Consider the following 26,440-nt stretch of genomic DNA (forward strand, 5'->3'; position numbering starts at 1 on the left):
CCGGTCGACAAAACGGTGTTGCATGAACTGTCCCTAATCGGACGGACAGATTGGGTCACTGATCAGCGAGCTGAGGAACCCTATGGTTTACTCCTATACCGAGAAAAAACGTATTCGTAAGGATTTTGGTAAACGTCCACAAGTGCTGGACATACCATATCTCCTTTCTATCCAGCTTGACTCGTTCCAGAAGTTTATCGAGCAAGATCCAGAAGGGCAGTACGGCCTTGAAGCCGCATTCCGTTCTGTTTTCCCTATCCAGAGCTACAGTGGCAATTCGGAGCTGCAATACGTTAGCTACCGTCTTGGTGAGCCGGTCTTCGACGTCAAAGAGTGCCAGATCCGTGGTGTGACGTTCTCTGCACCGCTGCGCGTAAAACTGCGCCTGGTTATCTATGAGCGCGAAGCGCCTGAAGGTACGGTCAAAGACATCAAGGAACAAGAAGTCTACATGGGCGAAATTCCGCTCATGACCGAAAACGGCACCTTTGTGATCAACGGTACTGAGAGGGTTATCGTATCTCAGTTGCACCGTAGTCCTGGCGTATTCTTCGACAGCGATAAGGGTAAAACCCACTCCTCGGGTAAAGTGCTGTACAACGCACGCATCATCCCTTACCGCGGTTCATGGTTGGACTTCGAGTTCGATCCGAAAGACAACCTGTTCGTGCGTATTGACCGTCGCCGCAAACTGCCTGCGACCATCATTCTGCGCGCGCTGAACTACACCACTGAACAGATCCTCGACCTGTTCTTTGACAAGATCGTCTTCGAAATCCGCGACAACAAGCTGCAGATGGAGCTGGTGCCTGAGCGCCTGCGTGGTGAGACCGCTTCGTTCGATATCGAAGCCAACGGCAAGATCTACGTAGAGAAAGGCCGTCGCATCACCGCTCGTCATATCCGTCAGCTGGAAAAAGACGACATTCAGAGCATTGAAGTACCGGTAGAGTACATCGCGGGCAAAGTGGTCGCGAAAGACTATATCGATACCAATACCGGCGAACTGATCTGCGCAGCCAACATGGAGCTGTCGCTGGATCTGCTGGCCAAGCTGAGCCAGTCTGGCCACAAGCGCATCGAAACGCTGTTCACCAACGATCTGGACCACGGCGCGTACATCTCTGAAACGCTGCGTGTCGATCCGACCAACGATCGTCTGAGCTCGCTGGTAGAAATCTACCGCATGATGCGTCCTGGTGAGCCGCCAACGCGCGAAGCTGCCGAAAGCCTGTTCGAGAACCTGTTCTTCTCCGAAGACCGCTACGATCTGTCCGCGGTTGGCCGTATGAAGTTCAACCGTTCTCTGCTGCGCGACGAGATCGAAGGTTCGGGCATCCTGAGCAAAGACGACATCATCGAAGTGATGAAGAAGCTCATCGATATCCGTAACGGCAAGGGCGAAGTGGACGATATCGACCACTTGGGCAACCGTCGTATCCGCTCCGTCGGCGAAATGGCCGAGAACCAGTTCCGCGTAGGTCTGGTGCGTGTTGAGCGTGCGGTGAAAGAGCGCCTGTCTCTGGGCGATCTGGATACCCTGATGCCTCAGGACATGATCAACGCCAAGCCGATTTCGGCGGCGGTGAAAGAGTTCTTCGGATCCAGCCAGCTGTCCCAGTTCATGGACCAGAACAACCCGTTGTCCGAGATCACGCACAAGCGTCGTATCTCCGCACTGGGCCCGGGCGGTCTGACCCGTGAGCGCGCCGGCTTTGAAGTTCGAGACGTACACCCGACCCACTACGGCCGCGTGTGCCCAATCGAAACGCCGGAAGGTCCAAACATCGGTCTGATCAACTCCCTGTCCGTGTACGCACAGACTAACGAGTATGGCTTCCTGGAAACCCCGTACCGCCGCGTGCGTGACGGCGTGGTGACCGATGAAATCAACTACCTGTCTGCTATTGAAGAAGGCAACTTCGTTATCGCCCAGGCGAACTCCAACCTGGATGAAGAAGGCCGCTTCGTAGAAGACCTGGTCACCTGTCGTAGCAAAGGCGAATCAAGCCTGTTCAGCCGCGACCAGGTTGACTACATGGACGTATCCACCCAACAGGTTGTTTCCGTTGGTGCCTCACTGATTCCATTCCTGGAACACGATGACGCCAACCGTGCATTGATGGGTGCGAACATGCAACGTCAGGCCGTACCAACCCTGCGCGCTGACAAGCCGCTGGTCGGTACCGGTATGGAACGCGCTGTAGCGGTTGACTCCGGCGTAACCGCCGTTGCCAAACGCGGCGGTGTGATCCAGTACGTGGATGCTTCCCGTATCGTTATCAAAGTTAACGAAGACGAGATGTACCCGGGCGAAGCAGGTATCGATATTTACAACCTGACCAAGTACACCCGTTCTAACCAGAACACCTGCATCAACCAGATGCCGTGTGTGAATCTGGGTGAGCCAATCGAGCGCGGCGACGTGCTGGCGGATGGCCCATCGACAGACCTGGGCGAACTGGCACTGGGCCAGAACATGCGCGTAGCGTTCATGCCTTGGAACGGCTACAACTTCGAAGACTCCATCTTGGTCTCCGAGCGCGTGGTGCAGGAAGATCGCTTCACCACCATCCACATCCAGGAACTGGCGTGCGTGTCTCGCGACACCAAGCTGGGGCCTGAAGAGATCACTGCCGACATCCCTAACGTGGGTGAAGCTGCGCTCTCCAAACTGGATGAATCCGGTATCGTGTATATCGGTGCTGAAGTGACTGGCGGCGACATTCTGGTCGGTAAGGTAACGCCTAAAGGCGAAACCCAGCTGACGCCGGAAGAGAAACTGCTGCGTGCGATCTTCGGTGAGAAAGCGTCTGACGTTAAAGACTCTTCTCTGCGTGTGCCGAACGGCGTTTCCGGTACGGTTATCGACGTGCAGGTCTTCACCCGCGATGGCGTGGAAAAAGACAAGCGCGCGTTGGAAATCGAAGAGATGCAGCTGAAGCAGGCGAAGAAAGACCTGACTGAAGAACTGCAGATCCTGGAAGCCGGCCTGTTCGCACGTATCCACGCGGTGCTGGTTGCCGGTGGCATCGAAGCCGACAAGCTGAGCAAACTGCCGCGCGATCGCTGGCTGGAACTGGGCCTGACCGACGAAGAGAAGCAAAACCAGCTGGAGCAGCTGGCTGAGCAGTACGACGAACTGAAATCCGACTTCGAGAAGAAGCTGGAAGCCAAGCGTCGTAAGATCACTCAGGGCGACGATCTGGCGCCGGGCGTGCTGAAAATCGTCAAGGTTTATCTGGCCGTTAAACGTCAGATCCAACCGGGTGACAAGATGGCGGGCCGCCACGGTAACAAGGGTGTTATCTCCAAGATCAACCCGATCGAAGATATGCCTTACGATGAAAACGGCACGCCGGTAGACATCGTACTGAACCCGCTGGGCGTACCATCACGTATGAACATCGGTCAGATCCTGGAAACCCACCTGGGTATGGCTGCGAAAGGCATTGGTGAGAAGATCAACCAGATGCTGAAGCAGCAGCAGGAAGTGGCCAAGCTGCGTGAGTTCATCCAGAAGGCCTACGATCTGGGCGACGACGTTTGCCAGAAAGTTGACCTGAACACCTTCAGTGACGACGAAGTGCTGCGTCTGGCAGAGAACCTGAAAAAAGGTATGCCGATCGCAACGCCGGTGTTTGACGGTGCGAAAGAGACTGAAATCAAGAAGCTGCTGGAAATGGGCGGAATCCCGACCTCCGGTCAGATCACGCTGTTCGATGGCCGTACCGGTGAGCAATTCGAGCGCCAGGTTACTGTCGGCTATATGTACATGCTGAAACTGAACCACTTGGTTGACGATAAAATGCACGCCCGTTCAACCGGTTCTTACAGCTTGGTTACTCAGCAACCTCTGGGTGGTAAGGCGCAGTTCGGTGGTCAACGCTTCGGTGAGATGGAAGTGTGGGCACTGGAAGCATACGGCGCGGCTTATACCCTGCAGGAAATGCTCACCGTTAAGTCGGATGACGTTAACGGCCGTACCAAGATGTACAAAAACATCGTGGATGGCGATCACCGGATGGAGCCAGGCATGCCGGAATCCTTCAACGTACTGTTGAAAGAAATCCGCTCGCTCGGCATCAACATCGAACTGGAAGACGAGTAATCGTCATGCCGGCTCAGGCTCCCCGCCTAAGGGAGCCTGAGGGTGGTTGTTCAGGTCACACGGGTACCTACTGCGGTTGTGGGTACCCAACAGGTTTAACTCCGACAGGAGCCAATCCGTGAAAGACTTATTGAAGTTTCTGAAAGCGCAAACTAAGACCGAAGAGTTTGATGCGATCAAGATTGCTCTGGCCTCGCCAGACATGATCCGTTCGTGGTCGTTCGGTGAAGTTAAGAAGCCGGAAACCATTAACTACCGTACGTTCAAACCTGAACGTGACGGCCTTTTCTGTGCCCGTATCTTCGGGCCGGTAAAAGATTACGAGTGCCTGTGCGGTAAGTACAAGCGCTTGAAACACCGCGGCGTGATCTGTGAGAAGTGCGGCGTTGAAGTGACCCAGACCAAAGTGCGCCGTGAGCGCATGGGCCACATCGAGCTGGCTTCGCCGACCGCGCACATCTGGTTCCTGAAATCGCTGCCATCCCGCATCGGTTTGCTGCTGGATATGCCGCTGCGTGACATCGAACGCGTACTGTACTTCGAATCCTATGTGGTGGTCGAAGGCGGTATGACCAACCTCGAGCGTCGTCAGATCCTGACCGAAGAGCAGTATCTGGACGCGCTGGAAGAGTTCGGTGACGAATTCGACGCCAAGATGGGTGCGGAAGCTATTCAGGCCCTGTTGAAAAACATGGATCTGGAAGCCGAGTGCGAGCAGCTGCGTGAAGAGCTGAACGAAACCAACTCCGAAACCAAGCGCAAGAAGCTGACCAAGCGTATCAAGCTGCTGGAAGCGTTCGTACAGTCCGGTAACAAGCCGGAGTGGATGATCCTGACCGTGCTGCCGGTACTGCCGCCGGATCTGCGTCCTCTGGTTCCGCTGGATGGCGGCCGTTTCGCGACGTCGGATCTGAACGATCTGTATCGCCGCGTGATCAACCGTAACAACCGTCTGAAACGCCTGCTGGATCTGGCTGCGCCTGACATCATCGTGCGCAACGAAAAGCGTATGCTGCAAGAAGCGGTAGATGCCCTGCTGGATAACGGCCGTCGCGGTCGTGCGATCACCGGTTCCAACAAACGTCCTCTGAAATCTTTGGCCGACATGATCAAAGGTAAGCAGGGTCGTTTCCGTCAGAACCTGCTCGGTAAACGCGTTGACTACTCCGGCCGTTCCGTAATCACCGTAGGTCCATACCTGCGTCTGCATCAGTGCGGTCTGCCTAAGAAGATGGCGCTGGAGCTGTTCAAACCGTTCATCTACGGCAAGTTGGAGCTGCGTGGCCTGGCCACCACCATCAAAGCCGCCAAGAAAATGGTTGAGCGTGAAGAAGCCGTCGTTTGGGATATCCTGGACGAAGTGATCCGCGAACACCCGGTACTGCTGAACCGTGCACCAACCCTGCACCGTTTGGGTATCCAGGCGTTTGAACCGGTTCTGATCGAAGGTAAAGCGATCCAGCTGCACCCGCTGGTTTGTGCGGCCTATAACGCCGACTTCGATGGTGACCAGATGGCCGTTCACGTACCGCTGACGCTGGAAGCCCAGCTGGAAGCGCGTGCGCTGATGATGTCCACCAACAACATCCTGTCCCCAGCGAACGGCGAGCCAATCATCGTTCCTTCTCAGGACGTTGTACTGGGTCTGTACTACATGACCCGCGACTGTGTTAACGCCAAAGGCGAAGGCATGGTGCTGAACGGTTCCAAAGAAGCTGAGCGTGTTTACCGCGCCGGCCTGGCGTCTCTGCATGCGCGCGTTAAAGTGCGTATCACCGAAGACGTCAAGAACGCCGAAGGCGAATGGACCTCTCAGACCAGCATCATCGACACCACCATCGGCCGCGCCATCCTGTGGATGATCGTACCGAAAGGTCTGCCGTACGCGATCGTTAACCAGCCTTTGGGCAAGAAAGCGATCTCCAAGATGCTGAACACCTGTTACCGCATCCTGGGCCTGAAGCCGACCGTTATCTTTGCTGACCAGATCATGTACACCGGTTTTGCTTACGCAGCCCGTTCCGGCGCTTCCGTAGGTATCGACGACATGGTTATCCCGGCCAAGAAAGCGGAGATCATCGAAGAAGCGGAAACCGAAGTTGCCGAGATCCAGGAGCAGTTCCAGTCTGGTCTGGTTACCGCCGGCGAACGCTACAACAAAGTGATCGATATCTGGGCTGCAGCGAACGAACGCGTTGCGAAAGCGATGATGGAAAACCTGTCGGTTGAAGACGTGGTTAACCGTGACGGCGAAGTGGAACAGCAAGTTTCCTTCAACAGCATCTTTATGATGGCCGACTCCGGTGCGCGTGGTTCCGCCGCTCAGATTCGTCAGCTGGCCGGTATGCGTGGTCTGATGGCGAAGCCGGACGGCTCCATCATCGAAACGCCAATCACCGCGAACTTCCGTGAAGGTCTGAACGTACTCCAGTACTTCATCTCCACCCACGGTGCTCGTAAAGGTCTGGCGGATACCGCACTGAAAACCGCGAACTCCGGTTATCTGACCCGTCGTCTGGTTGACGTGGCGCAGGATCTGGTGGTGACCGAAGACGACTGTGGCACCCACGACGGCATCCTGATGACTCCGGTTATCGAAGGTGGCGACGTGAAAGAGCCGCTGCGTGAACGCGTTCTGGGCCGTGTGACGGCAGAAGACGTCCTCAAGCCGGGTACGGCGGACATTCTGGTGCCACGCAACACCCTGCTGAACGAGAAGGCGTGTGACCTGTTGGAAGAGAACTCTGTCGACAGCGTTAAAGTCCGTTCCGTGGTGAGCTGTGAAACCGACTTTGGTGTGTGTGCAAACTGCTACGGTCGCGACCTGGCACGTGGCCACATCATCAACAAAGGTGAAGCCATCGGCGTTATCGCGGCACAGTCCATCGGTGAGCCGGGTACACAGCTGACGATGCGTACGTTCCACATCGGTGGTGCGGCATCTCGTGCGGCTGCTGAATCCAGCATCCAGGTGAAAAACAAGGGTAGCCTGAAGCTGAGCAACGCGAAGTTCGTTATGAACGCCGCAGGCAAGCTGGTAATCACCTCGCGTAACACCGAACTGAAACTGATCGACGAATTCGGCCGTACCAAAGAAAGCTACAAGGTGCCTTACGGCGCCGTGATGGGCAAAGGCGACGGTGAAGAAGTTAACGGCGGCGAAACCGTTGCTAACTGGGATCCGCACACCATGCCGGTCATCAGTGAAGTCAGCGGCTTCATTCGCTTCGCAGACATGGTTGACGGCCAGACCATTACTCGCCAGACCGACGAACTGACCGGTTTGTCTTCTCTGGTAGTTCTGGACAGCGCAGAGCGTACCGGTAGCGGTAAAGACCTGCGTCCGGCACTGAAAATCGTTGACGCTCAGGGCGAAGACGTATTGATCCCAGGTACTGATATGCCTGCTCAATACTTCCTGCCGGGCAAAGCGATCGTTCAGCTGGAAGACGGCATTCAGATCGGTGCGGGTGATACCCTGGCGCGTATTCCTCAGGAATCCGGCGGTACCAAGGATATTACCGGTGGTCTGCCGCGCGTTGCCGACCTGTTCGAAGCACGTCGTCCGAAAGAGCCGGCAATCCTGGCTGAAATCAGCGGGATTATCTCGTTCGGTAAAGAGACCAAAGGCAAACGTCGCCTGGTGATCTCTCCGCTGGACGGCAGCGACGCTTACGAAGAGATGATTCCGAAATGGCGTCAGCTCAACGTGTTCGAAGGCGAAGTGGTGGAACGTGGCGACGTCGTATCCGACGGCCCAGAGTCTCCGCACGACATTCTGCGTCTGCGTGGCGTGCATGCGGTTACCCGCTACATCACCAACGAAGTGCAGGAAGTTTACCGTCTGCAAGGCGTTAAGATTAACGATAAGCACATCGAAGTTATCGTTCGTCAGATGCTGCGTAAAGGCACTATCGTTAGCGCTGGTGGCTCCGAGTTCCTGGAAGGCGAGCAGGCTGAAGTGTCTCGCGTCAAGATTGCCAACCGTCAGCTGGAAGCTGAAGGTAAAATCGCGGCAACCTTCTCGCGCGATCTGCTGGGTATCACCAAGGCATCCTTGGCGACCGAGTCCTTCATCTCCGCTGCATCGTTCCAGGAAACGACGCGCGTTCTGACCGAAGCTGCCGTAGCCGGCAAGCGTGATGAACTGCGTGGCCTGAAAGAGAACGTCATCGTGGGCCGTCTGATCCCAGCCGGTACCGGTTACGCTTATCATCAGGACCGCATGCGTCGTCGTGCTCAGGGTGAAACGCCGGTTGTTCCGCAAGTCAGCGCGGAAGAAGCGACGGCTAACCTGGCCGAACTGCTCAATGCAGGCCTGGGCGGCAGCGACGACGAGTAATCGTCATCCGCGCCGCGGGCCCGGCATGCCGGGCCCCATCGCCAGATAAACCGCTCCTTCGGGGGCGGTTTTTTTTCGCCTCGCATCGGGTTATGACAAACTTTGCTACTATGGTTACAGCAGAATTGACCTGCGCTTTTTATCTGACAACCAAGGACAGTGCGAAACATGGACAGCCTCCTCACCTTCGAAAAACTGACGGCGCAACACCTGCCTTACCTGTATGAAATCCGTTTTTCCGTCGAAGAAAACCTGCTGCATCCGCATCAGATTCAGTATCTGCAGCGCAAACAGGCGCTGGAGGACATCAATCAGGGCGGCGGCTGGATCTGCAAGCATGGCGATGACTATGCCGGCGTGGGATTCGGGCTGTTCATCCCCGAACCGCTGATCGGCGGCCTGTTCGTGAAGCCGGAATACCAATCGCTGGGGATCGGCTCCGCCTTGTTGGCGCGAGTCACCGCCTGGATGTTTGAGCACGGCGCCGAGGCGATCCACTTAACCACCGATCCGGGCTCCAGGGCCGAAGGCTTTTATCAACATCATGGCTGGGTCGTGGTCGGGCTGGATGAATTCGGCCAGGCCGAACTGGTGAAACGCAAAGAGGGTGAATAATGAAAATCAAAGGATTGATGACGCTGCTGCTGTTTTCGCTGTTCTGCGCGCCGCTGTATGCGGCGGTTGACTATTTTTACCTGAAACCGCTCGATGGCGAGAAGATCAAGATAACCCGGCAGATGCTGGAGGCGATGCCGCCGCACACGATCAAAACCTCGACCAATTTCACCCCGGAAGATACGTTCACCGGCGTTGAGTTTGCGGAGCTGGTGAAAGCCTATCATCTGCAAGGTCAGGCGGTGCGTGCTTTCGCCTGGGACGATTATTCCTACTCAATGCCGATTGACGAGATGATTAAATATCGCGTGATCGTCGCCTATCAGCGCGGCGGTAAGCCGATCGACGTTGGGGAGCTGGGACCGTTCGCCATTATCTATCCGCGCGATCAATATGCCGAGTTGAATAATCTGGACGTGAATGCGAAAACCGTCTGGCAGGTCAAACGGTTGGAGATTAAGTAAGATGAGCAAGAAACTGATCGGTACTCTTATCGCGTTGGTTGCCATCTTCTCCCTATTAATTTTGTTGATTGCCATTAATTTTGGCGGCGTAAAAGATCGTTATAAGCAGATCGAACCCAATCTGGACAATTACTCGGTGGCCGAGATCCTTTTTTTGGCGTTCGAAAGGAGCAAAACCGCGTTGCTGCTCAGTGAAAATAGCGACTACGACGCCTTCTTGATCAAAAAGAAAATCTTTTACTCAAAGATCCAGATCCTGGAGAGCCGCTCGACCTTCAGCGACTCATTTTATTACGACGACGAATTTATCAAGAATGTTGCACTGCTGAAGCAACAGTACCGCACGTTAGACGGTCTCTCCGCCGGCTTGCTGGCGGGGCAGAAAAGCAAGGCGGATATTCTCGCCTATATGGATGATATCGAAGGCACGCTGGTCGATATCCAGGAGATTATCTATCGGATACAGATCAAAAACTTTACCGAGGTGAAAGGCATCATCCAGGATAATTCGAGTAAAGCCGAGATGTTCGCCTTCTTTTCGCTGATTTTGGTATTCCTGATGATGTTCCTGGTGTTGAGAAACGCCTTCTCGTTAAAAGAGATCATCAAGAACAAGAACATTTTCATCTCTTCCATCTACCACGAGATCGCCGGCTCGACCCAGGCTATCGTCATTGCCGCGGACATCATGGAGCATGAGCTGGCGCAGGAGGAGCTGAAAAAAGAGGCCCGCCTGATTTCCTATCACGGCAATAAGATAGCCGAACAAACGCGCGAGGTGATGGATTACTCGCGGCTTGAGATGGGGGAGGTCAAAGTCAATATTTCCACCTTCCGGCTGAATGACGTGGTGGACGATGCCGTGACCGGTATCGGCACCGGGCGCGGCAACCGCCTCGAGATCCACCGTTCGTCTTATCGTGCGTCTATCGGCTCCGATAAGTACAAGCTCTACCGGATAATGGCCAATTTGCTCAGTAATGCGGACAAGTTTACGCACCACGGCGTGGTCAGCCTCAATGTGAAGGTGTGCCACGGCCATCTGTATTTACGGGTGAAAGACAATGGCATTGGGTTTAACGTCAATAATCTGGATCGGTTATATAAGGCGTTTAACCAGGGCGTAGAAAAAGAAACGCGGCAGGGATTGGGGCTGGGGCTGACCATTATCAAAAATTATGTCACGACGATGAAAGGCACCATCAGGGTTAAATCTGTCGAAGGCGTTGGCTCATCGTTTTTTATTCGCATTCCGGTCAAGCTAATTAAAGAATAGGTTCGACAGCAGCAGTGAGGAGATAATCAGCGGTTTGGTCGGTTTTTCCACCAGGTGCACGTCATAGTGCAGGATCATGTCGCCGATGTTCTTCTCGTAGTGGTTCAGTTGGCCGGTGAGAATAATGATGCGGGCGTGCGGATCGAGGGCGTCTTTAATTTTCTTCACCACGCGTTCGGAGGTCTCGCCGAAGTCCAACAGCCAGTCCAAAATAAACGCCTCAAAGGACTGCTGCTCCAGCGCGGCCAGCATGGCGTCCGCCGTTTGGAAGGTTTCGGTCTCAATGCCGTATCGGCTGGCGATCTTCTTCAGAAGTTCGAGGATATCGCTGTCATTATCCAGGATGGCGATGCGCGGGGCCGGCAGAAAGTCTATCTTGTTGACTCTATACAGCGGTAATTCGGCCTGCGTATCTCGGCTGGTATTGATGATGAAAAGATCGTCTTTTTTGCAGGCGTAGGTTTCGTCGTCGTTTGCGTGTGTGACCGGGTGTTGGTCGACCTCAATGTTACAGCGCTTGTGAATGCTGTTCATGATAAAGACGCCGTTATGCGTCCTTTGGCCGGCAAACGGCTCGTTGAAATACTGAAAAACCTTTTTCACTTCGTCGAGGGTGATGCCTCTTTTGCCATCCAGTTTCTGTTTGGCGCTGTTGTATTGAAGATTCAGTATGTTGGCTATCGTGGAGGCATGTTTTCTGTCGCCAACTCCTTTCAGAGTGAGCAACGCGCTGATTGCATCGATGTAATTTGGCGTTTTCTTCATGACAACCCTGGCTTTTTTGATGTTGACCGCGAGCGTTGCAAAATCTGCGCGAGGACCCGTGCTGGATTATAGATGAAGCCTCGGGTATTGCGGTGATATCAGTTTGATTTTCCTTGGCAAACTCAAAACACACTCGATATCAAATAAAAAAACACTCAAAAGACATTCACATTTAATCGTTTATATGATTAATTAGCGCACATACTGTGTGATTCGCGTCCTGGGGGGGTGCCAGTCTCACAAAATAAACCGCCTGCTCTTGTCCGTAAGCAGGGAGCAGGCGGCAAAAAGATCCGCGGCCAACACCAGGGCCATTGGCAGCACCGGGGATTATCCTTCAAGCTTCTCTTGTCGCCGTACCTTCTTTGCTGTGCCTTCTTTTTCCACGCTCTCCAGTGTCTGTGGTAACCGCCGCCCTTTGCATCTCACTCTGAGTTATTGCAGAACGCCGTTACTCCTGTCAGCCGAGTCGCCAAAACTGCCTGTCCACATGCCCCACCGGCACAAATTCAAAAGAGAATGCGGCGTCGCCGTTGGTGAGGAACCGGAGTCGCGCAGAGAATCTCCGCGCGATCCGGGGTGGGATAAGGCGGGGCCATCGAGAGGGTAACGGCCCCGGCCGGCGCCGGGTTTGGCGGCCGGCAACGCCACTATAATCGGCGCGTTTGTCGACGCCAGCACCACCGTTCGGCATTGCGTGGCCGCTCCAGCGTTTTCTTCACACGGCGGCAAACGTTGCCGTTTATTGCGCGCCGCGTCCCAGATAACCGTCCCAGTCTTTCCACACCGGCTGCAGCCCGGCGTTGCTGATGGCCTCGGCGACCTGCTGCGGCGTGCGGCCGTCGTGCGGCTCGAACTGTTCCAGCTCAGGCGGCACGTCGTCGGCATAGCCGCCGGGTTGCGTCTTGGATCCGGCGCTGACGCTGTTGATCGCCACCGGGATCATATGATCGCGGAAGTACGGCGATTCACGCGTAGACAGCGACAGCTCGACATCCGGCGCGAACAGCCGGAAGGCGCAGATCAGTTGCACCAGCTGAGGCTTGCTCATTATAGACGCCGGTTCGATGCCGCCGGCGCAGGGGCGCAGGCGTGGAAACGAGATCGAGTAACGGCTCTGCCAGTAGGTTTGCTGCAGGTAGAACAGATGTTCCGCCAGCAGGTAGCAGTCGGTGCGCCAGCTGTTGGACAGGCCGATCAACGCGCCGAGGCCGATCTTGTCGATCCCGGCGCGCCCCAGGCGATCCGGCGTGGCCAGGCGCCAATGGAAATCCTGCTTCTGGCCGCGCAGGTGGTGCTGCAGATAGGTGGCCGGATGGTAGGTTTCCTGATACACCAGCACGCCGTCCAGGCCCAGCGTTTTCAGTTCGGCGTACTCTTCTTGCGCCAGCGGCTGCACTTCCATCATCAACGAGCTGAAATGGCGGCGGATCCCCGGAATGTGCTGGCGGAAATAGTCCATGCCGACCTTGGTCTGATGTTCGCCGGTGACCAGCAACAGATGCTCGAACCCCAACGCCTGGATGGCTGCACATTCGCGGGCGATCTCCGCCGCATCCAGCGTTTTGCGCTTGATGCGGTTGCTCATCGAAAAGCCGCAGTAGGTGCAGTCGTTGGCGCACAGGTTGGACAGGTACAGCGGCACATAGAAGCTGACGACGTTGCCGAACCGCTGCCGGGTCAGCTGCTGCGCGCGCTGCGCCAGCGGTTCCAGGTACGGCGCGGCGGCGGGGGAGATCAGCGCCATAAAGTCGTCGCGCGTCAGCTTGTCGGCGTTCAACGCACGTTCCACGTCGCGCGCGGTTTTGCCGTTGATGCGCAGCGTAATGTCGTCCCAATCCAGCTGTTGCCAGCGGCTACTGAAGTCGTCGGCCATCACTGCGCCTCCTCGGGTTGGCTGAGGAAGGCGGTCAGCGGGCTGGAGGCGATCGCGCCGCGCTGGCTCGCGCCTAACCCGGCGCTGCGCGCCAGCTCACCGGCCTCCAGCGCCAGGCGAAACGCCCGCGCCATTTGCACCGGATCGCGCGCCACGGCGATGGCGGTATTCACCAGCACCGCGTCGGCGCCCAGCTCCATCGCTTCCAGTGCGTGGCTAGGCGCGCCGATGCCGGCGTCGACCACCACCGGCACCCTGGCTTGTTCAATGATGATCTCGAGGAAGTCGCGGGTGCGCAGACCGCGATTCGATCCGATAGGGGAACCGAGCGGCATCACCGCCGCACAGCCCACCTCTTCCAGCCGCTTGCACAGCACCGGATCGGCGCCGCAGTAAGGCAGCACGACAAACCCGTCTTCCACCAGCGTTTCCGCCGCCTTCAGCGTTTCTATCGGATCCGGCAGCAGGTATTTCACATCGGGATGGATCTCCAGTTTCACCCAGCGGGTGCCGAGCGCTTCGCGCGCCAGCCGGGCGGCGAACACCGCCTCGGCGGCGGTTTTAGCGCCGGAGGTGTTGGGCAACAGCCTGACGCCCAACTGCTGCAGCGGCGCCAAAATGGCGTCATTGCCGCCGCGCAGATCGACGCGCTTCATGGCCATGGTCACCAGCTGCGAACCGGAGGCCGCCAGCGCCTCCAGCATCAACGCCGGCGTGGCGAACTTGCCGGTGCCGGTGAACAGACGAGAAGAGAAAGTGGTATCGGCGATTTTCAGCATGTCAGCCTCCGGCGATCGCTTGAAACAGCAAAATGTCGTCACCGTCCTGCACCAAATGGTTGGCCCAGTCGGCGCGCGGGATGATGGTTTGGTTGATCGCCAGCGCGGTGCCCGGCTGGTGGCGTTCCAGTTGGCTCAGCAGGGCGGCGACGCTGAGCGGCTGCGCCAGCTCCAGCGGTTGATCGTTCAAACGGATCTTCATGCCGCGCCTCCGCATACCGGGCAGGCACGGGCCTGGCTCAGTTGCAGCGTGCTCCAGCTTTGTTGCTTGCCGTCGAACAACCGCAGTTTGCCGCTGAGGGGGGAAGGCATGCCGGCCAACATCTTGATGGCCTCCAGCGCTTGCAGGGTGCCGATCACGCCCACCACCGGGCCAAGCACCCCGGCGGTGCGGCAGTTGCGCTGCGGCTCTTCCTGCTCCGGGTACAGGCAGGCATAGCAGCCGTGCACGTAGGGCGGCTCGAGCACCAGCAGCTGGCCGCTGAAACCGACGGCGCTGCCGCTGATCAGCGGTTTGGCGGCGGCGATGCAGGCGGCATTGACCTCATGACGGGTCGCCATATTGTCGCAGCAGTCCAGCACCAGATCTGCGCGGGCGACCGCGTCGCGCAGCGCTTGCCCCTGTAGCCGCTGCGCCAGCGGGATGAGCTCCACCAAAGGGTTCAGCGCCTGCAAATGGCGCTGCGCCAGCGCCGCCTTGCCTGTGGCGGTATCGGCGCTGCGGTAAAGGATTTGTCGCTGCAGATTGGTGACGTGCAGCTGGTCGTCGTCGGCCAGCAGCAGCGTGCCGACGCCGGCGGCGGCCAGATACAGTGAAGCCGGGGAGCCGAGCCCCCCGAGGCCGACGATTAACACTGTGGCGCGCTTGAGTTTCTCCTGGCCTTCCGGGCCGACGTCCTCCAGCAGCAGCTGGCGGCTGTAGCGCAAAAACTCCCGATCGTTAAGCATCGTTCGGATCCTCGCCTTCGATCAGCCGCAGCAGCTCGGCCGTCGCCGCGCGCCAGTCCGGCGCCTGGGTGATGGCGCTGACCACCGCCACGCTGCCGACGCCGCACGCCAGCACCGCCGGAACGCGATCGATACTGATCCCGCCGATCGCCACCGTCGGGTAATCCGCCAAGCCGGCGATGTGGCGTTTCAACTCCGCCAGCCCCTGCGGTGCCGAAGGCATGTCTTTGGTCTGAGTGGGGAAGATGTGCCCCAGCGCGATGTAGGAAGGTTTCACCGCCAGCGCGCGCGCCAGCTCGGCGTCGTCATGGGTGGAGACCCCCAGCCGCAGCCCGGCGCGATGGATGGCCGCCAAATCGGTGGTATCGAGATCTTCCTGGCCCAGATGCACACCGTAGGCGCCGTGTTTGACCGCCAGCCGCCAGTAATCGTTGATGAACAGCCGCGCCTGATAACGCCGGCCCAGCGCGATGGCGGCGGCGATATCCTGTTCAACCTGCTCGTCAGGCAGATCCTTGATGCGCAGTTGGATCGTGGTGACGCCGGCCTCCAGCAGGCGAGCGATCCACTCTACGCTGTCGACCACCGGGTAGAGCCCCAGTTTGTGAGGCGTTGCCGGGAAGGGGGTAGTGATATCAGTCATTGCTGGTCTCCTCTTGCAGCGAGGTGGCGCTGTGATACAGGTCGCTGCCGCGGGCGCGGAACTCGGCGGACATTTTTTCCATGCCGGTCAGCTGCACTTCGATCGGCTTGGCGGCCTCCTGGGCAGCGGCGTAGTCGCGCACCTCCTGCGAAATTTTCATCGAGCAGAATTTCGGCCCGCACATTGAGCAGAAGTGGGCGATCTTGCCGGACTCCTGCGGCAGGGTTTCGTCGTGATAGGCGCGCGCGGTGGCCGGATCGAGCGCCAGATTGAACTGATCTTCCCAACGGAATTCGAAGCGCGCCTTGGACATGGCGTTATCGCGGATCTGCGCGCCCGGATGGCCTTTGGCCAGATCGGCGGCGTGAGCGGCGATCTTGTAGGTGATCAGGCCCTGTTTGACGTCCTCTTTGTTCGGCAGGCCGAGGTGTTCTTTCGGCGTGACGTAACACAGCATGGCGCAGCCGAACCAGCCGACCATCGCCGCGCCGATGCCGGAGGTGAAATGGTCATAGCCCGGGGCGATGTCGGTGGTCAGCGGACCGAGGGTGTAGAACGGCGCTTCGTGGCAGTGTTCCAGCTCTTCGGTCATGTTGCGGCGGATCATCTGCATCGGCACGTGGCCCGGCCCTTCAATCATCACCTGCACGTCGTATTCCCAGGCGATTTTGGTCAGCTCGCCCAGCGTATGCAGTTCGGCGAACTGGGCTTCGTCGTTGGCGTCCTGAATCGATCCGGGGCGCAGGCCGTCGCCGAGCGACAGCGAGACATCGTAGGCGGCGCAGATCTCGCAGATTTCACGGAAGTGCTGATAGAGGAAGTTTTCCTGATGGTGCGACAGACACCATTTGGCCATGATCGAGCCGCCGCGCGACACGATGCCGGTCAGGCGTTTGGCGGTCATCGGCACGTAGCGCAGCAGCACGCCGGCGTGGATGGTGAAGTAGTCGACCCCTTGTTCAGCCTGTTCCAGCAGCGTATCGCGGAACATCTCCCAGGTGAGGTTCTCCGCCACGCCGTTGACCTTCTCCAGCGCCTGATAAATAGGCACCGTACCGATGGGCACCGGGCTGTTGCGCAGGATCCATTCGCGGGTTTCGTGAATATAGCGGCCGGTGGAGAGATCCATCACGGTGTCTGCGCCCCAGCGGGTGGACCACACCAGTTTCTCCACTTCTTCTTCTATCGACGACGTGACCGCCGAGTTGCCGATATTGGCGTTCACCTTCACCAGGAAATTGCGGCCGATGATCATCGGCTCCGCCTCCGGGTGGTTGATATTGGCGGGAATGATAGCGCGGCCGGCGGCCACTTCCTGACGCACGAACTCCGGCGTGATGTTGTCCGGCAGGTTGGCGCCCCAGCTCTGGCCCGGATGCTGGTGGCGCAGCACCTCGCCGCGAATGCGCTCGCGCCCCATGTTTTCGCGGATGGCGATGAATTCCATCTCCGGGGTGACGATGCCGGCACGGGCGTAGTGCAATTGGGTGACGCACTTGCCCGGCAACGCTTTGCGCGGCAGCGGCAGGTGTTCGAAACGCAGGTGATCGAGGCCTTCGTCCGCCAGCCGCTGTTGGGTGAAGCCGGAGCTGGCGCCGCTCAGGGTGGCGGTATCGCCGCGCGCGTCGATCCAGCCGGCGCGCAGCTTGGCCAGGCCGGCGTGCACGTCGAGCTCGGCTTGCGGATCGCCATACGGGCCGGCGGTGTCATACACCGGGATCGCCTCGTTCTGTCCATACTGCGGATTATCTTTGCTGCCGCCGACCAGGGTCGGGCTGAGCTGAATTTCACGCATCGGCACCTGGATATCGCTGCGCGAGCCCTGCAGGTAGATGCGGCGTGAGTTAGGGAAAGCCATACCTTGCAGCGTGTCGATAAACTGCTGGGCGGCTTCGCGTTGCGCTTTGCGGGCGCGCGGTGGATTAACGTTAGACATAGCAAGTTCCTACCAGTGTGTTGGGTTGGGAAAGTTGCTTGTCTGGAGTTCGGAGGGAGTAATGATGGTGGCCGATAAGGCAGGGCGCCCGCAAAAAGAGGGTCGTGCCTGTGGCGATAGATTACTCTTGTTCCCTTCGCGGGTATTAACCCGATCAGGTTCCGCGGATCCCGAATTAACGGTCTCAGCCTGGCTGATTCGATGAACAAATCAGGCGCTAGGCACTCCGACAAGATGCCCCCCAGTATAGGAGGGATAAGAAAAAAAACTATAAAATTTTAACGCGCCGGATCCAGCGCCTGGTCCGGCAGCGGTTGCTGCGCGGCTTCCGCCTCCAGCAGGATCAGCTTATCTTCCAGCGCAAAGCGCGCCGCCAGCGTTTCGCCGATATCCGACAGGGCCTGATGGAACTCCAGACAAACCTCCTGATCGATATCCACTTCGGTATAGCGATCGTGGAACGCCATGATCTGTTCGGTATTGGCCCACAGCTTGGGATAGATGTTCACCGCCAGCGACATTTTCGGACTGGCCGCGCCTTCCACTTGTTTGATAATTCTGTCATAGATATGAAAATGCCCTGCGGAGAGATAATCCACCAGGTTGTGGCAAAAGTTCTCCAGCGCTTTTTCATTCAGCGGCGTATGCTTTTCTTTATTCGGTTTGAGGCCTACCAGCGTGCAGTAAGCGACCAGCAACTGCTTGCGGGCCTGAAGCCATTGATCAACTAATTCATTACTACCGCCAACGCGCTGAGTCAGCCTTTCCAAACGGTTGAGCATGTTTGACTCCGTGTAAGTAATAAAAGTAACCGGTAAGTTATTAAAATGTAACAAAGCCGATTCGTAGAGTGCCAGTGAAGCTGAGGTTGTGCAACAACGATATGGAACTTGCATTAACGGGCAATGAAAACGGCTGGTGGATCGTCAGCCATGAAAGCAAACTTTGGTTACCGAACGGTGAATTGCCGTCGGGAACGGCCGCCGCCCTCGGGCTGCAGGGCCACATGGCGCGCACCATCGGTGAATGGGAGGGCGCGCCGGTTTGGCTGGTGCGCCAGGCGATGCCGCGGGAGATGGGCTCGGTGCGTCAGCTGTTGGATCAGGATCGCGGCTTGTTCCAGCTAGCCGGGCGCGGCGTGCAGCTGGCGGATTTCTACCGCTCCCATCGCTATTGCGGCTACTGCGGCCATGAGATGCACCTCAGCCGCACCGAAAGCGCCTGCCTGTGCGGCCATTGCAAGGAGCGCTACTACCCGCAGATCGCGCCCTGCGTGATCGTCGCCATTCGGCGCGAGGATCAGATCCTGCTGGCGCAGCACGTGCGCCATCGCGGCGGCATTCACACGGTGCTGGCCGGCTTCGTCGAAGTGGGCGAAACGCTGGAACAGGCGGTGGCGCGTGAAGTGATGGAAGAGAGCAACATTGAAATCAAAAACCTGCGCTATGTCACTTCGCAACCCTGGCCGTTCCCGCACTCGCTGATGATGGCCTTTATGGCCGATTACCATCAGGGCGAAATCCGTCACGATCCCAAAGAGTTGCTCAACGCCGGCTGGTATCGTTACGACCAATTGCCGCTGTTGCCGCCGCCCGGCACCGTGGCACGCCGCTTGATTGAGGACACCGTGGCGCTGTGCCGGGCAGAATAATGTACAATGGCCGGCAGATTATTAAGGGAGCCCCATAAATGACTGAGTTGAAGAACGATCGTTACCTGCGCGCGCTGTTGCGTCAGCCGGTGGATGTGACCCCCGTATGGATGATGCGCCAGGCCGGTCGTTATTTACCGGAGTACAAGGCAACCCGCGCCCAGGCCGGTGATTTCATGTCGCTGTGCAAGAACGCGGAGCTGGCCTGTGAGGTCACGCTGCAGCCGCTGCGCCGCTATGCGCTGGACGCCGCCATCCTGTTCTCCGACATTCTCACCATTCCTGACGCCATGGGGCTTGGCCTGTACTTTGAAGCCGGCGAAGGTCCGCGTTTCAGCTCACCCGTCACCTGCCGCGCCGACGTCGACAAACTGCCGGTGTTCGATCCGGAAGTGGAGCTGGGCTATGTGATGAACGCGGTGCGCACCATCCGCCGCGAGCTGAAGGGCGAAGTGCCGTTGATCGGCTTTTCCGGCAGCCCGTGGACGCTGGCGACTTACATGGTCGAGGGCGGCAGCAGCAAGGCCTTCACCAAGCTGAAGAAGATGATGTATGCCGAACCGGCGACGCTGCACCTGTTGCTGGACAAGCTGGCGGACAGCGTGATTCTGTACCTCAACGCCCAGATCAGGGCCGGTGCGCAGTCGGTGATGGTGTTCGACACCTGGGGCGGCGTACTGACCGGGCGCGACTACCGCGAGTTCTCTTTGCACTACATGCACAAGATCGTCGATGGTCTGCTGCGTGAAAACGACGGCCGCCGCGTGCCGGTGACGCTGTTCACCAAAGGCGGCGGGCAATGGCTGGAGGCGATGGCCGCCACCGGCTGCGACGCGCTGGGGCTGGACTGGACCACCGACATCGCCGACGCGCGCCGTCGCGTAGGCGACAAAGTGGCGCTGCAGGGCAATATGGATCCGTCGATGCTCTATGCTTCTCCGGCGCGCATCGCGGAAGAAGTGGAGACCATTCTGGCCGGTTTCGGCCACGGCAACGGTCATGTATTCAACCTGGGCCACGGCATCCATCAGGATGTGCCGCCGGAGCACGCCGGCGCCTTCGTCGAGGCGGTGCACGCGCAGTCGGCGAAATACCACCGCTGAGGATCTGAGGTGACCGATATGCAGGCCCTGCGCGCCGAACAGCTGCGGCGCGCCGCTGAAGTCATTCGCTATGACGATCTGCCGGCCGAACCGCCGGCGTTCATCGCCGGCGCCGACGTGGGCTTCGAACAAGAGGGGGCGGTGACGCGCGCCGCCATCGCCATCCTGCGCTATCCGTCGCTGGAACTGGTGGAGTATCAGGTGGCGCGCATCGCCACTGTCATGCCTTATATCCCGGGCTTCCTGTCGTTTCGCGAATACCCGGCGTTGTTGGCCGCCTGGGGGCAGCTGCAGCAGAAACCGGGGCTGATCTTCGTCGATGGGCACGGCATTTCACATCCGCGGCGCCTTGGCGTCGCCAGCCATTTCGGCCTGCTGGTCGATGTGCCGACCATCGGCGTGGCCAAGAAGCGCCTGTGCGGCAAATTTGCCCCGCTGGACGCCGCCGTCGGCGCGTTGGCGCCGCTGGAAGATAAGGGCGAACAGCTGGGCTGGGTGTGGCGCAGCAAGGCGCGCTGCAACCCGCTGTTCATCTCTACCGGGCATCGCGTGGGCGCCGACAGCGCGCTGGCGTGGGTGCAACGCTGTATGGCAGGCTACCGTTTACCGGAGCCGACCCGCTGGGCCGACGCCATCGCATCGCGTCGCCCGGCGTTTCAGCGCTGGTTGCAGCAGCATCCGGAGGTGTCGCGATGAGCGATTTCGGGTACACTGCGCCGCAGATAACGCGTAAGAGAGTAAATCATGCTACGTAACCCGATTCATTTACGCCTGGAACGGCTCGAGGCCTGGCAACATTTGACCTTTATGGCCAGTTTGTGCGAGCGTATGTACCCGAATTACCAGATGTTCTGCAAACAGACCGAGTTCGGCGATCCGGCGGTTTATCGCCGCATTCTGGATTTGGTGTGGGAAACGCTGGTGGTGAAGGATGCCAAGGTCAACTTCGACAGCCAGCTCGAGAAGTTGGAAGAGGCGATTCCGTCGGCGGAAGATTACGATCTTTACGGCGTTTACCCGGCAATTGATGCCTGTATCGCATTAGGGGAACTGATCCATTCGCGGCTCGGCGGGGAGACGCTGGAGCACGCCATCGCCATCAGCGAAACATCGATTCGCACCGTGGCGATGTTGGAAATGACCCAAGCCGGTAAGGAAATGACCGACGAAGAGTTGGAAAGTTTGCCGGCGGTAGAGGAAGAATGGGACATTCAATGGGAAATTTTCCGCCTGTTGGACGCCTGTGAAGAGCGCGATATAGACCTGATCAAGGGGCTGCGATCCGACCTGCGAGAGGCCGGTGTCAGCAACATCGGGATAAATTTAGCGCAATAAGGCAACAAAACGTGATTTAACGCCTGATTTGTCATGCCTTAAGGCTTCACATCCGCACCCTGTCTGGTCTACATTTGGGGGGCGTAAAAAAAGTGGCTATCGGTGCGTGTATGCAGGAGAGTGCTGTCAATCGGCATATCCGTCGCACTCGATGCTTTGCAAACGATAAACACACTGTAAGGATAACTTATGAACAAGACTCAACTGATTGATGTAATCGCGGACAAGGCTGACCTTTCCAAAGCACAAGCTAAACTGGCTCTGGAATCGACCCTGGCTGCTATTACTGAGTCTCTGAAAGAAGGTGATGCAGTACAATTGGTTGGCTTCGGTACTTTCAAAGTAAACCATCGTAGCGAGCGCACTGGCCGCAACCCGCAGACTGGCAAAGAAATCAAAATCGCAGCAGCCAACGTGCCTGCGTTCGTTTCTGGCAAAGCACTGAAAGACGCTGTTAAATAAGACCGCGCCTCGGTGAAAAGTTTAAACAGGGGGGCGATGATGCCCCTTTTGTTTACTCGTCGGGCGTTCATGGCCGCCGGCATTGCCCTCGGTCTGAGCGCCTGCAGTTTCCATTCCGATATCCCCAGCTTTACCGCCAGCGGCTTCGTGGCCGATCAGGGCGTGATACGCCTGTGGCGTAAAGACGATGAGCAACACCGCCCACAGGTGCTGGTCAGCGTCTATAGCCCTTACCGAGGGCCGGGCACCATCACCACGCTGTACACCTATCAGGGCGACGTGCTGCGCCAAATCAAACGCAACGACGCTGACGGCGATCGAGATTCCATTCAGCTGCGCTTTGCCGACGACGGCACGGTGAGCTTTATGCAGCGCCAGTTGGCGACGCGCCGCGAACCGCTGACCAGCGATGAAATCGCCCTGTACCAATATCAGGCGCGGCGTATCCTCGAAGTGAGCAATGCGCTGCGCGCCGGCAAGGTCAAATTGCTGCAGGGGCGTTGGATGCAGGGCCAGGTGCAAACCTGCGACGGCCAGCGCTTAAAACCTGGGCTGGATGCCGCCGCCATCGTCTGGATCGAGAAGCGCGCTCGCAGCAGCAGCCGGCCGGTGAGCGTCGCCTGGCTGGAAGCGCCGGAAGGCAGCGAGCTGCTGCTGGTGGCTAACGACGACTTCTGCAGCTGGGAACCGAAAGAAGACCAGCTATAAAAAAGGCCCCGCGCTGCGGAGCCTCTTGTCATGACCGTGAAAGGTCAAATCATTTGCCGCGCGCGATCGCGCGATAACCGATATCTTTGCGGCAGAAGCTGCCCGGCCAGTGGATGCCTTCCGCCAGCTGATAGGCGCGTTGCTGCGCCTGCGCCACGGTGTCGCCCAATGCGGTGACGCACAGCACGCGACCGCCGCTGGTGACGACGTCATCGCCCTGCAGGCGCGTACCGGCGTGGAAGACCTTACCCTCGGCGCTTTCCTGTTGCGGCAGCCCCTGGATAACCTCGCCGTTGCGGTAGTCGCCCGGATAACCGCCGGCCGCCAGCACCACGCCGAGCGCAGGACGCTCGTCCCAGTCAGAAGTTTTCTCGTTCAGGCGGCCTTCGGCGCCCGCCAGGCACAGCTCCACCAGATCGGAACGCAGGCGCAGCATGATCGGTTGGGTTTCCGGATCGCCAAAACGACAGTTGAATTCGATCACCTTCGGCTGACCGTCGGCGGAGATCATCAGGCCGGCGTACAGGAAGCCGACGTAGGTGTTGCCTTCCGCCGCCATGCCACGCACCGTCGGCCAGATCACCTGATCCATGGCGCGCTGGTGGATTTCGTCGGTCACTACCGGTGCCGGAGAATAGGCGCCCATGCCGCCGGTGTTCGGGCCGGTGTCGCCGTCGCCGACGCGCTTGTGGTCCTGGCTGGTGGCCATCGGCACCACGTTCTCGCCGTCGACCATCACGATGAAGCTGGCTTCTTCGCCGTCGAGGAACTCTTCCACGACGATGCGATGGCCGGCGTCGCCGAAGGCATTGCCGGCCAACATGTCGCGCACCGCTTCTTCCGCTTCCTGCAGCGTCATCGCGACGATCACGCCCTTACCGGCCGCCAGGCCATCGGCCTTGATGACGATCGGCGCGCCTTTGCGGCGCACGTAGGCCAGCGCCGGCTCCACCTCGGTGAAGTTTTCATATTCGGCGGTCGGGATGCGGTGGCGCGCCAGGAAATCCTTGGTGAAGGCTTTGGAGCCTTCGAGCTGTGCGGCGGCCTGTGACGGGCCGAAAATTTTCAGACCGGCGGCCTGGAAGGCGTCGACCACGCCGATCACCAGCGGCGCTTCCGGCCCGACGATGGTCAGACCGATGTCATGGCTCTGGGCGAAAGCGACCAGGGCGGGGATGTCGGTGGCGGCGATCGCCACGTTTTCCAGATTGGCTTCCAGCGCGGTGCCGGCATTGCCCGGCGCAACATAAACTTTATCCGCCAGCGGAGACTGGGCGGCTTTCCAGGCCAGCGCGTGCTCGCGCCCGCCGTTGCCGATAATCAAAATGTTCATCAGGGGCTCCACGAATGGCGTGCGCCGGAGCGCACGCGGCAAAAGGAATTAATGGCGGAAGTGACGCATGTCGGTGAAGATCATCGCAATGCCGTGTTCGTTGGCGGCGGTGATCACTTCGTCGTCGCGGATCGAACCGCCCGGCTGGATCACGCAGGTGATGCCAACCGCCGCTGCGGCGTCGATGCCGTCGCGGAACGGGAAGAAGGCGTCGGAGGCCATGGCGGAGCCTTTTACTTCCAGCCCTTCGTCGCCCGCTTTGATGCCGGCGATCTTGGCGGAGTAAACGCGGCTCATCTGGCCGGCGCCTATGCCGATGGTCATATTGTCACGCGCATACACGATAGCGTTGGATTTCACGAACTTGGCCACTTTCCAGCAGAACAGCGCGTCACGCAGTTCCTGTTCGGTCGGCTGGCGCTCTGATACCACGCGCAGATCGCCGGCGGTCACCATGCCCAGATCGCGATCCTGCACCAGCAGCCCGCCGTTGACGCGTTTGAAGTCCAGCCCAGCCACGCGTTGCTGCCACTGGCCGCAGGCCAGCACGCGCACGTTCTGTTTGGCGGCCAGCAGGGAGCGCGCTTCCTGGGTGACGCTTGGCGCAATGATCACTTCCACGAACTGGCGGCTGATGATCGCCTGTGCGGTGGCGGCGTCCAGTTCGCGGTTAAAGGCGATGATGCCGCCGAAGGCGGAGGTCGGGTCGGTTTGGTAAGCACGCTCGTAGGCGGCCAGGATGTCGTCGCCGATCGCCACGCCGCAAGGGTTGGCGTGCTTGACGATCACGCAGGCCGGTTCGGCGAACTCTTTCACGCATTCCAGCGCGGCGTCGGTATCGGCGATGTTGTTATAGGACAGCGCTTTGCCTTGCAGCTGTTCGGCGGTCGCGACGGACGCTTCCTTTACCTCTTCCTCTATATAGAAGGCGGCCTGCTGGTGGCTGTTCTCACCGTAGCGCATATCCTGCTTCTTGATGTAGTTGAGGTTCAGGGTGCGCGGGAAGCGGCCGGACGGCTGCTCGGTCTCGCCGTGGTACGCCGGCACCAGCGCGCCGAAGTAGTTGGCGATCATGCTGTCGTAGGCGGCGGTGTGTTCGAAAGCTTTGATGGCGAGATCGAAACGGGTGGCATAGCGCAGCGAACCGTCGTTGTTGTCCATCTCGGTAATGATGGCGGCGTAGTCGCTGCTCTTCACTACGATGGCGACGTCTTTATGGTTCTTGGCGGCGGAGCGCACCATGGTCGGGCCGCCGATATCGATATTCTCGACCGCATCCTCCAGCGAGCAATCCGGGCGCGCCACGGTTTGGGCGAACGGGTACAGATTGACGACCACCATGTCGATAGGCTTGATGTCATGCTGATTCATGACGGCATCGTCCTGGCCGCGGCGGCCGAGAATGCCGCCGTGGACTTTCGGGTGCAGGGTTTTGACTCGTCCGTCCATCATTTCCGGGAAACCGGTGTAGTCGGAAACTTCGGTAACGGGCAGACCGGCGTCTGCCAGCAGACGGGCGGTGCCGCCAGTGGAGAGCAGTTCAACGCCGCGCTGGGAAAGCGCTTCGGCGAATTCAACGATACCGGTTTTGTCAGACACGCTGAGCAGGGCCCGGCGGATTGGACGAGGTTGTTGCATGGTTTTATCCCTTGGCTTTGAGTCGCAATTAAAGAGCGTTACGTGAATGTCCACCTCGTTCTCTCTATAAAGCGCGGTTTTTTGCCTTATAAAGGGAGGGACAGGCACAAATTCAGGTAACGCCCCCATAAAAGGGGGATCGTTTCGTCGCGGGGAATTGTAGCGAAAACGTTTGCGTGGCGCTCGTAAATTTTCCGTACAAATCGCATCTGTGGATAACACTGTGTGCAAGTGGGTATAAGGCGGGGTTTTGCTGTGGAATGCAGCGAACGATCGTTTTTGCTGAAAATACCTGTTGCGGCCTGCGAGGAACTCCCTATAATGCGCCTCCATCGACACGGAACATGTGAACAACTTCACAGAGTATCCGGGGGTCGCAGAGAAAAAATCCTGAAAATTAGGGTTGACTCTGAAAGAGGAAAGCGTAATATACGCCACCTCGAGTTAGCAAGCGA

Annotated in this window: 21 protein-coding genes and 1 riboswitch; of the genes, 11 read left to right on the plus strand and 10 right to left on the minus strand. The window is 58.5% G+C overall.

Going from position 1 to position 26,440, the window contains the following annotated elements:
- The first annotated feature begins 82 nt into the window (after positions 1–82).
- The 5 genes from rpoB (at position 83) to ACRAWE_RS24080 (ending at position 10,808) form a co-directional block, all read left to right on the plus strand.
- Positions 83–4,111: a DNA-directed RNA polymerase subunit beta gene (gene rpoB / locus ACRAWE_RS24060; protein ID WP_004929900.1), complete on the plus strand. Its 4,029-nt coding sequence runs from the start codon at positions 83–85 to the stop codon at positions 4,109–4,111.
- Positions 4,112–4,229: 118 nt separating this feature from the next.
- Positions 4,230–8,453, plus strand: coding sequence for a DNA-directed RNA polymerase subunit beta' (gene rpoC, locus ACRAWE_RS24065; protein ID WP_019456442.1), 4,224 nt, complete (start codon positions 4,230–4,232; stop codon positions 8,451–8,453).
- 168 nt (positions 8,454–8,621) lie between these two features.
- Positions 8,622–9,068 (plus strand): GNAT family N-acetyltransferase, encoded by a 447-nt coding sequence (locus tag ACRAWE_RS24070; protein WP_063917920.1) that lies wholly within the window; start codon positions 8,622–8,624, stop codon positions 9,066–9,068.
- A complete protein-coding gene (locus tag ACRAWE_RS24075) occupies positions 9,068–9,532 on the plus strand; it encodes a hypothetical protein (protein ID WP_063917919.1) in 465 nt (154 codons plus the stop codon). The genes ACRAWE_RS24070 and ACRAWE_RS24075 overlap by 1 nt, the downstream gene beginning before the upstream one ends.
- A gap of 1 nt (position 9,533) precedes the next feature.
- Positions 9,534–10,808: a sensor histidine kinase gene (locus ACRAWE_RS24080; RefSeq protein WP_432525988.1), complete on the plus strand. Its 1,275-nt coding sequence runs from the start codon at positions 9,534–9,536 to the stop codon at positions 10,806–10,808.
- Here the strand turns inward: ACRAWE_RS24080 and ACRAWE_RS24085 are convergent.
- From ACRAWE_RS24085 to ACRAWE_RS24120, 8 genes are all read right to left on the minus strand, one after another.
- On the minus strand, positions 10,794–11,489 hold the full coding sequence (locus ACRAWE_RS24085) for a response regulator (RefSeq protein ID WP_230329031.1): 696 nt from the start codon (positions 11,487–11,489) through the stop codon (positions 10,794–10,796). The genes ACRAWE_RS24080 and ACRAWE_RS24085 overlap by 15 nt on opposite strands.
- 826 nt (positions 11,490–12,315) lie before the next feature.
- The gene (thiH, locus tag ACRAWE_RS24090; protein ID WP_432525990.1) at positions 12,316–13,449 is read right to left on the minus strand and encodes a 2-iminoacetate synthase ThiH; all 1,134 of its coding nucleotides are present in this window, start codon (positions 13,447–13,449) and stop codon (positions 12,316–12,318) included.
- Complete coding sequence (locus ACRAWE_RS24095) at positions 13,449–14,228, minus strand: thiazole synthase (protein ID WP_019456436.1); 780 nt, start codon at positions 14,226–14,228, stop codon at positions 13,449–13,451. The genes thiH and ACRAWE_RS24095 overlap by 1 nt, the downstream gene beginning before the upstream one ends.
- Before the next feature lies 1 nt (position 14,229).
- Positions 14,230–14,430 (minus strand): sulfur carrier protein ThiS, encoded by a 201-nt coding sequence (gene thiS, locus ACRAWE_RS24100; protein WP_019456435.1) that lies wholly within the window; start codon positions 14,428–14,430, stop codon positions 14,230–14,232.
- Positions 14,427–15,176, minus strand: a complete 750-nt coding sequence (locus ACRAWE_RS24105; RefSeq protein WP_063917916.1) for a HesA/MoeB/ThiF family protein — start codon at positions 15,174–15,176, stop codon at positions 14,427–14,429. The genes thiS and ACRAWE_RS24105 overlap by 4 nt, the downstream gene beginning before the upstream one ends.
- Positions 15,169–15,819 carry a thiamine phosphate synthase gene (gene thiE, locus ACRAWE_RS24110; RefSeq protein WP_063917915.1) on the minus strand — a complete coding sequence of 217 codons (651 nt, stop codon included), beginning with the start codon at positions 15,817–15,819 and terminating at the stop codon, positions 15,169–15,171. Before thiE ends, ACRAWE_RS24105 begins: the two co-directional genes overlap by 8 nt.
- Complete coding sequence (gene thiC / locus ACRAWE_RS24115) at positions 15,812–17,755, minus strand: phosphomethylpyrimidine synthase ThiC (RefSeq protein WP_432525993.1); 1,944 nt, start codon at positions 17,753–17,755, stop codon at positions 15,812–15,814. The genes thiE and thiC overlap by 8 nt, the downstream gene beginning before the upstream one ends.
- 114 nt (positions 17,756–17,869) lie before the next feature.
- Positions 17,870–17,994: riboswitch (TPP riboswitch) on the minus strand.
- 39 nt (positions 17,995–18,033) lie between these two features.
- On the minus strand, positions 18,034–18,537 hold the full coding sequence (locus tag ACRAWE_RS24120) for an Rsd/AlgQ family anti-sigma factor (protein WP_019456431.1): 504 nt from the start codon (positions 18,535–18,537) through the stop codon (positions 18,034–18,036).
- Positions 18,538–18,638: 101 nt separating this feature from the next.
- Between ACRAWE_RS24120 and nudC the strand changes: the two genes are divergently transcribed.
- The 6 genes from nudC (at position 18,639) to ACRAWE_RS24150 (ending at position 23,014) form a co-directional block, all read left to right on the plus strand.
- The gene (gene nudC, locus ACRAWE_RS24125; RefSeq protein ID WP_025160202.1) at positions 18,639–19,406 is read left to right on the plus strand and encodes an NAD(+) diphosphatase; all 768 of its coding nucleotides are present in this window, start codon (positions 18,639–18,641) and stop codon (positions 19,404–19,406) included.
- Positions 19,407–19,444: 38 nt separating this feature from the next.
- Positions 19,445–20,509 (plus strand): uroporphyrinogen decarboxylase, encoded by a 1,065-nt coding sequence (gene hemE, locus ACRAWE_RS24130; RefSeq protein ID WP_141957722.1) that lies wholly within the window; start codon positions 19,445–19,447, stop codon positions 20,507–20,509.
- 9 nt (positions 20,510–20,518) lie between these two features.
- The gene (nfi, locus tag ACRAWE_RS24135; protein ID WP_063917914.1) at positions 20,519–21,205 is read left to right on the plus strand and encodes a deoxyribonuclease V; all 687 of its coding nucleotides are present in this window, start codon (positions 20,519–20,521) and stop codon (positions 21,203–21,205) included.
- A gap of 48 nt (positions 21,206–21,253) precedes the next feature.
- Positions 21,254–21,844 carry a YjaG family protein gene (locus ACRAWE_RS24140; RefSeq protein WP_025160203.1) on the plus strand — a complete coding sequence of 197 codons (591 nt, stop codon included), beginning with the start codon at positions 21,254–21,256 and terminating at the stop codon, positions 21,842–21,844.
- 189 nt (positions 21,845–22,033) lie between these two features.
- Positions 22,034–22,306, plus strand: a complete 273-nt coding sequence (hupA, locus tag ACRAWE_RS24145) for a nucleoid-associated protein HU-alpha (protein WP_004929874.1) — start codon at positions 22,034–22,036, stop codon at positions 22,304–22,306.
- Positions 22,307–22,342: 36 nt separating this feature from the next.
- Entirely contained in the window at positions 22,343–23,014 is a 672-nt protein-coding gene (locus ACRAWE_RS24150; RefSeq protein WP_026036179.1) for a DUF1481 domain-containing protein, read from the plus strand.
- Between the two features lie 49 nt (positions 23,015–23,063).
- Here the strand turns inward: ACRAWE_RS24150 and purD are convergent, their stop codons facing one another.
- Both purD and purH read right to left on the minus strand, forming a co-directional pair.
- Complete coding sequence (gene purD, locus ACRAWE_RS24155) at positions 23,064–24,347, minus strand: phosphoribosylamine--glycine ligase (RefSeq protein WP_019456427.1); 1,284 nt, start codon at positions 24,345–24,347, stop codon at positions 23,064–23,066.
- 48 nt (positions 24,348–24,395) lie between these two features.
- Positions 24,396–25,985 (minus strand): bifunctional phosphoribosylaminoimidazolecarboxamide formyltransferase/IMP cyclohydrolase, encoded by a 1,590-nt coding sequence (gene purH, locus ACRAWE_RS24160; protein ID WP_432525996.1) that lies wholly within the window; start codon positions 25,983–25,985, stop codon positions 24,396–24,398.
- Positions 25,986–26,440 lie beyond the last annotated feature (455 nt).

This window comes from Serratia sp. BFP-2025, from assembly GCF_050880365.1.
Taxonomy (GTDB): domain Bacteria; phylum Pseudomonadota; class Gammaproteobacteria; order Enterobacterales; family Enterobacteriaceae; genus Serratia; species Serratia surfactantfaciens.

Coding starts and splice junctions, on each gene's coding strand:
- thiH (WP_432525990.1), bottom strand. CDS start 13,449: ATGGCCGACGACTTCAGTAGCCGCTGGCAACAGCTGGATTGGGACGAC.
- ACRAWE_RS24095 (WP_019456436.1), bottom strand. CDS start 14,228: ATGCTGAAAATCGCCGATACCACTTTCTCTTCTCGTCTGTTCACCGGC.
- thiC (WP_432525993.1), bottom strand. CDS start 17,755: ATGTCTAACGTTAATCCACCGCGCGCCCGCAAAGCGCAACGCGAAGCC.
- purH (WP_432525996.1), bottom strand. CDS start 25,985: ATGCAACAACCTCGTCCAATCCGCCGGGCCCTGCTCAGCGTGTCTGAC.
- ACRAWE_RS24120 (WP_019456431.1), bottom strand. CDS start 18,537: ATGCTCAACCGTTTGGAAAGGCTGACTCAGCGCGTTGGCGGTAGTAAT.
- ACRAWE_RS24150 (WP_026036179.1), top strand. CDS start 22,343: ATGATGCCCCTTTTGTTTACTCGTCGGGCGTTCATGGCCGCCGGCATT.
- purD (WP_019456427.1), bottom strand. CDS start 24,347: ATGAACATTTTGATTATCGGCAACGGCGGGCGCGAGCACGCGCTGGCC.
- thiE (WP_063917915.1), bottom strand. CDS start 15,819: ATGACTGATATCACTACCCCCTTCCCGGCAACGCCTCACAAACTGGGG.
- ACRAWE_RS24140 (WP_025160203.1), top strand. CDS start 21,254: ATGCTACGTAACCCGATTCATTTACGCCTGGAACGGCTCGAGGCCTGG.
- thiS (WP_019456435.1), bottom strand. CDS start 14,430: ATGAAGATCCGTTTGAACGATCAACCGCTGGAGCTGGCGCAGCCGCTC.
- rpoB (WP_004929900.1), top strand. CDS start 83: ATGGTTTACTCCTATACCGAGAAAAAACGTATTCGTAAGGATTTTGGT.
- hemE (WP_141957722.1), top strand. CDS start 19,445: ATGACTGAGTTGAAGAACGATCGTTACCTGCGCGCGCTGTTGCGTCAG.
- ACRAWE_RS24075 (WP_063917919.1), top strand. CDS start 9,068: ATGAAAATCAAAGGATTGATGACGCTGCTGCTGTTTTCGCTGTTCTGC.
- nudC (WP_025160202.1), top strand. CDS start 18,639: ATGGAACTTGCATTAACGGGCAATGAAAACGGCTGGTGGATCGTCAGC.
- ACRAWE_RS24080 (WP_432525988.1), top strand. CDS start 9,534: ATGAGCAAGAAACTGATCGGTACTCTTATCGCGTTGGTTGCCATCTTC.
- ACRAWE_RS24105 (WP_063917916.1), bottom strand. CDS start 15,176: ATGCTTAACGATCGGGAGTTTTTGCGCTACAGCCGCCAGCTGCTGCTG.
- ACRAWE_RS24070 (WP_063917920.1), top strand. CDS start 8,622: ATGGACAGCCTCCTCACCTTCGAAAAACTGACGGCGCAACACCTGCCT.
- hupA (WP_004929874.1), top strand. CDS start 22,034: ATGAACAAGACTCAACTGATTGATGTAATCGCGGACAAGGCTGACCTT.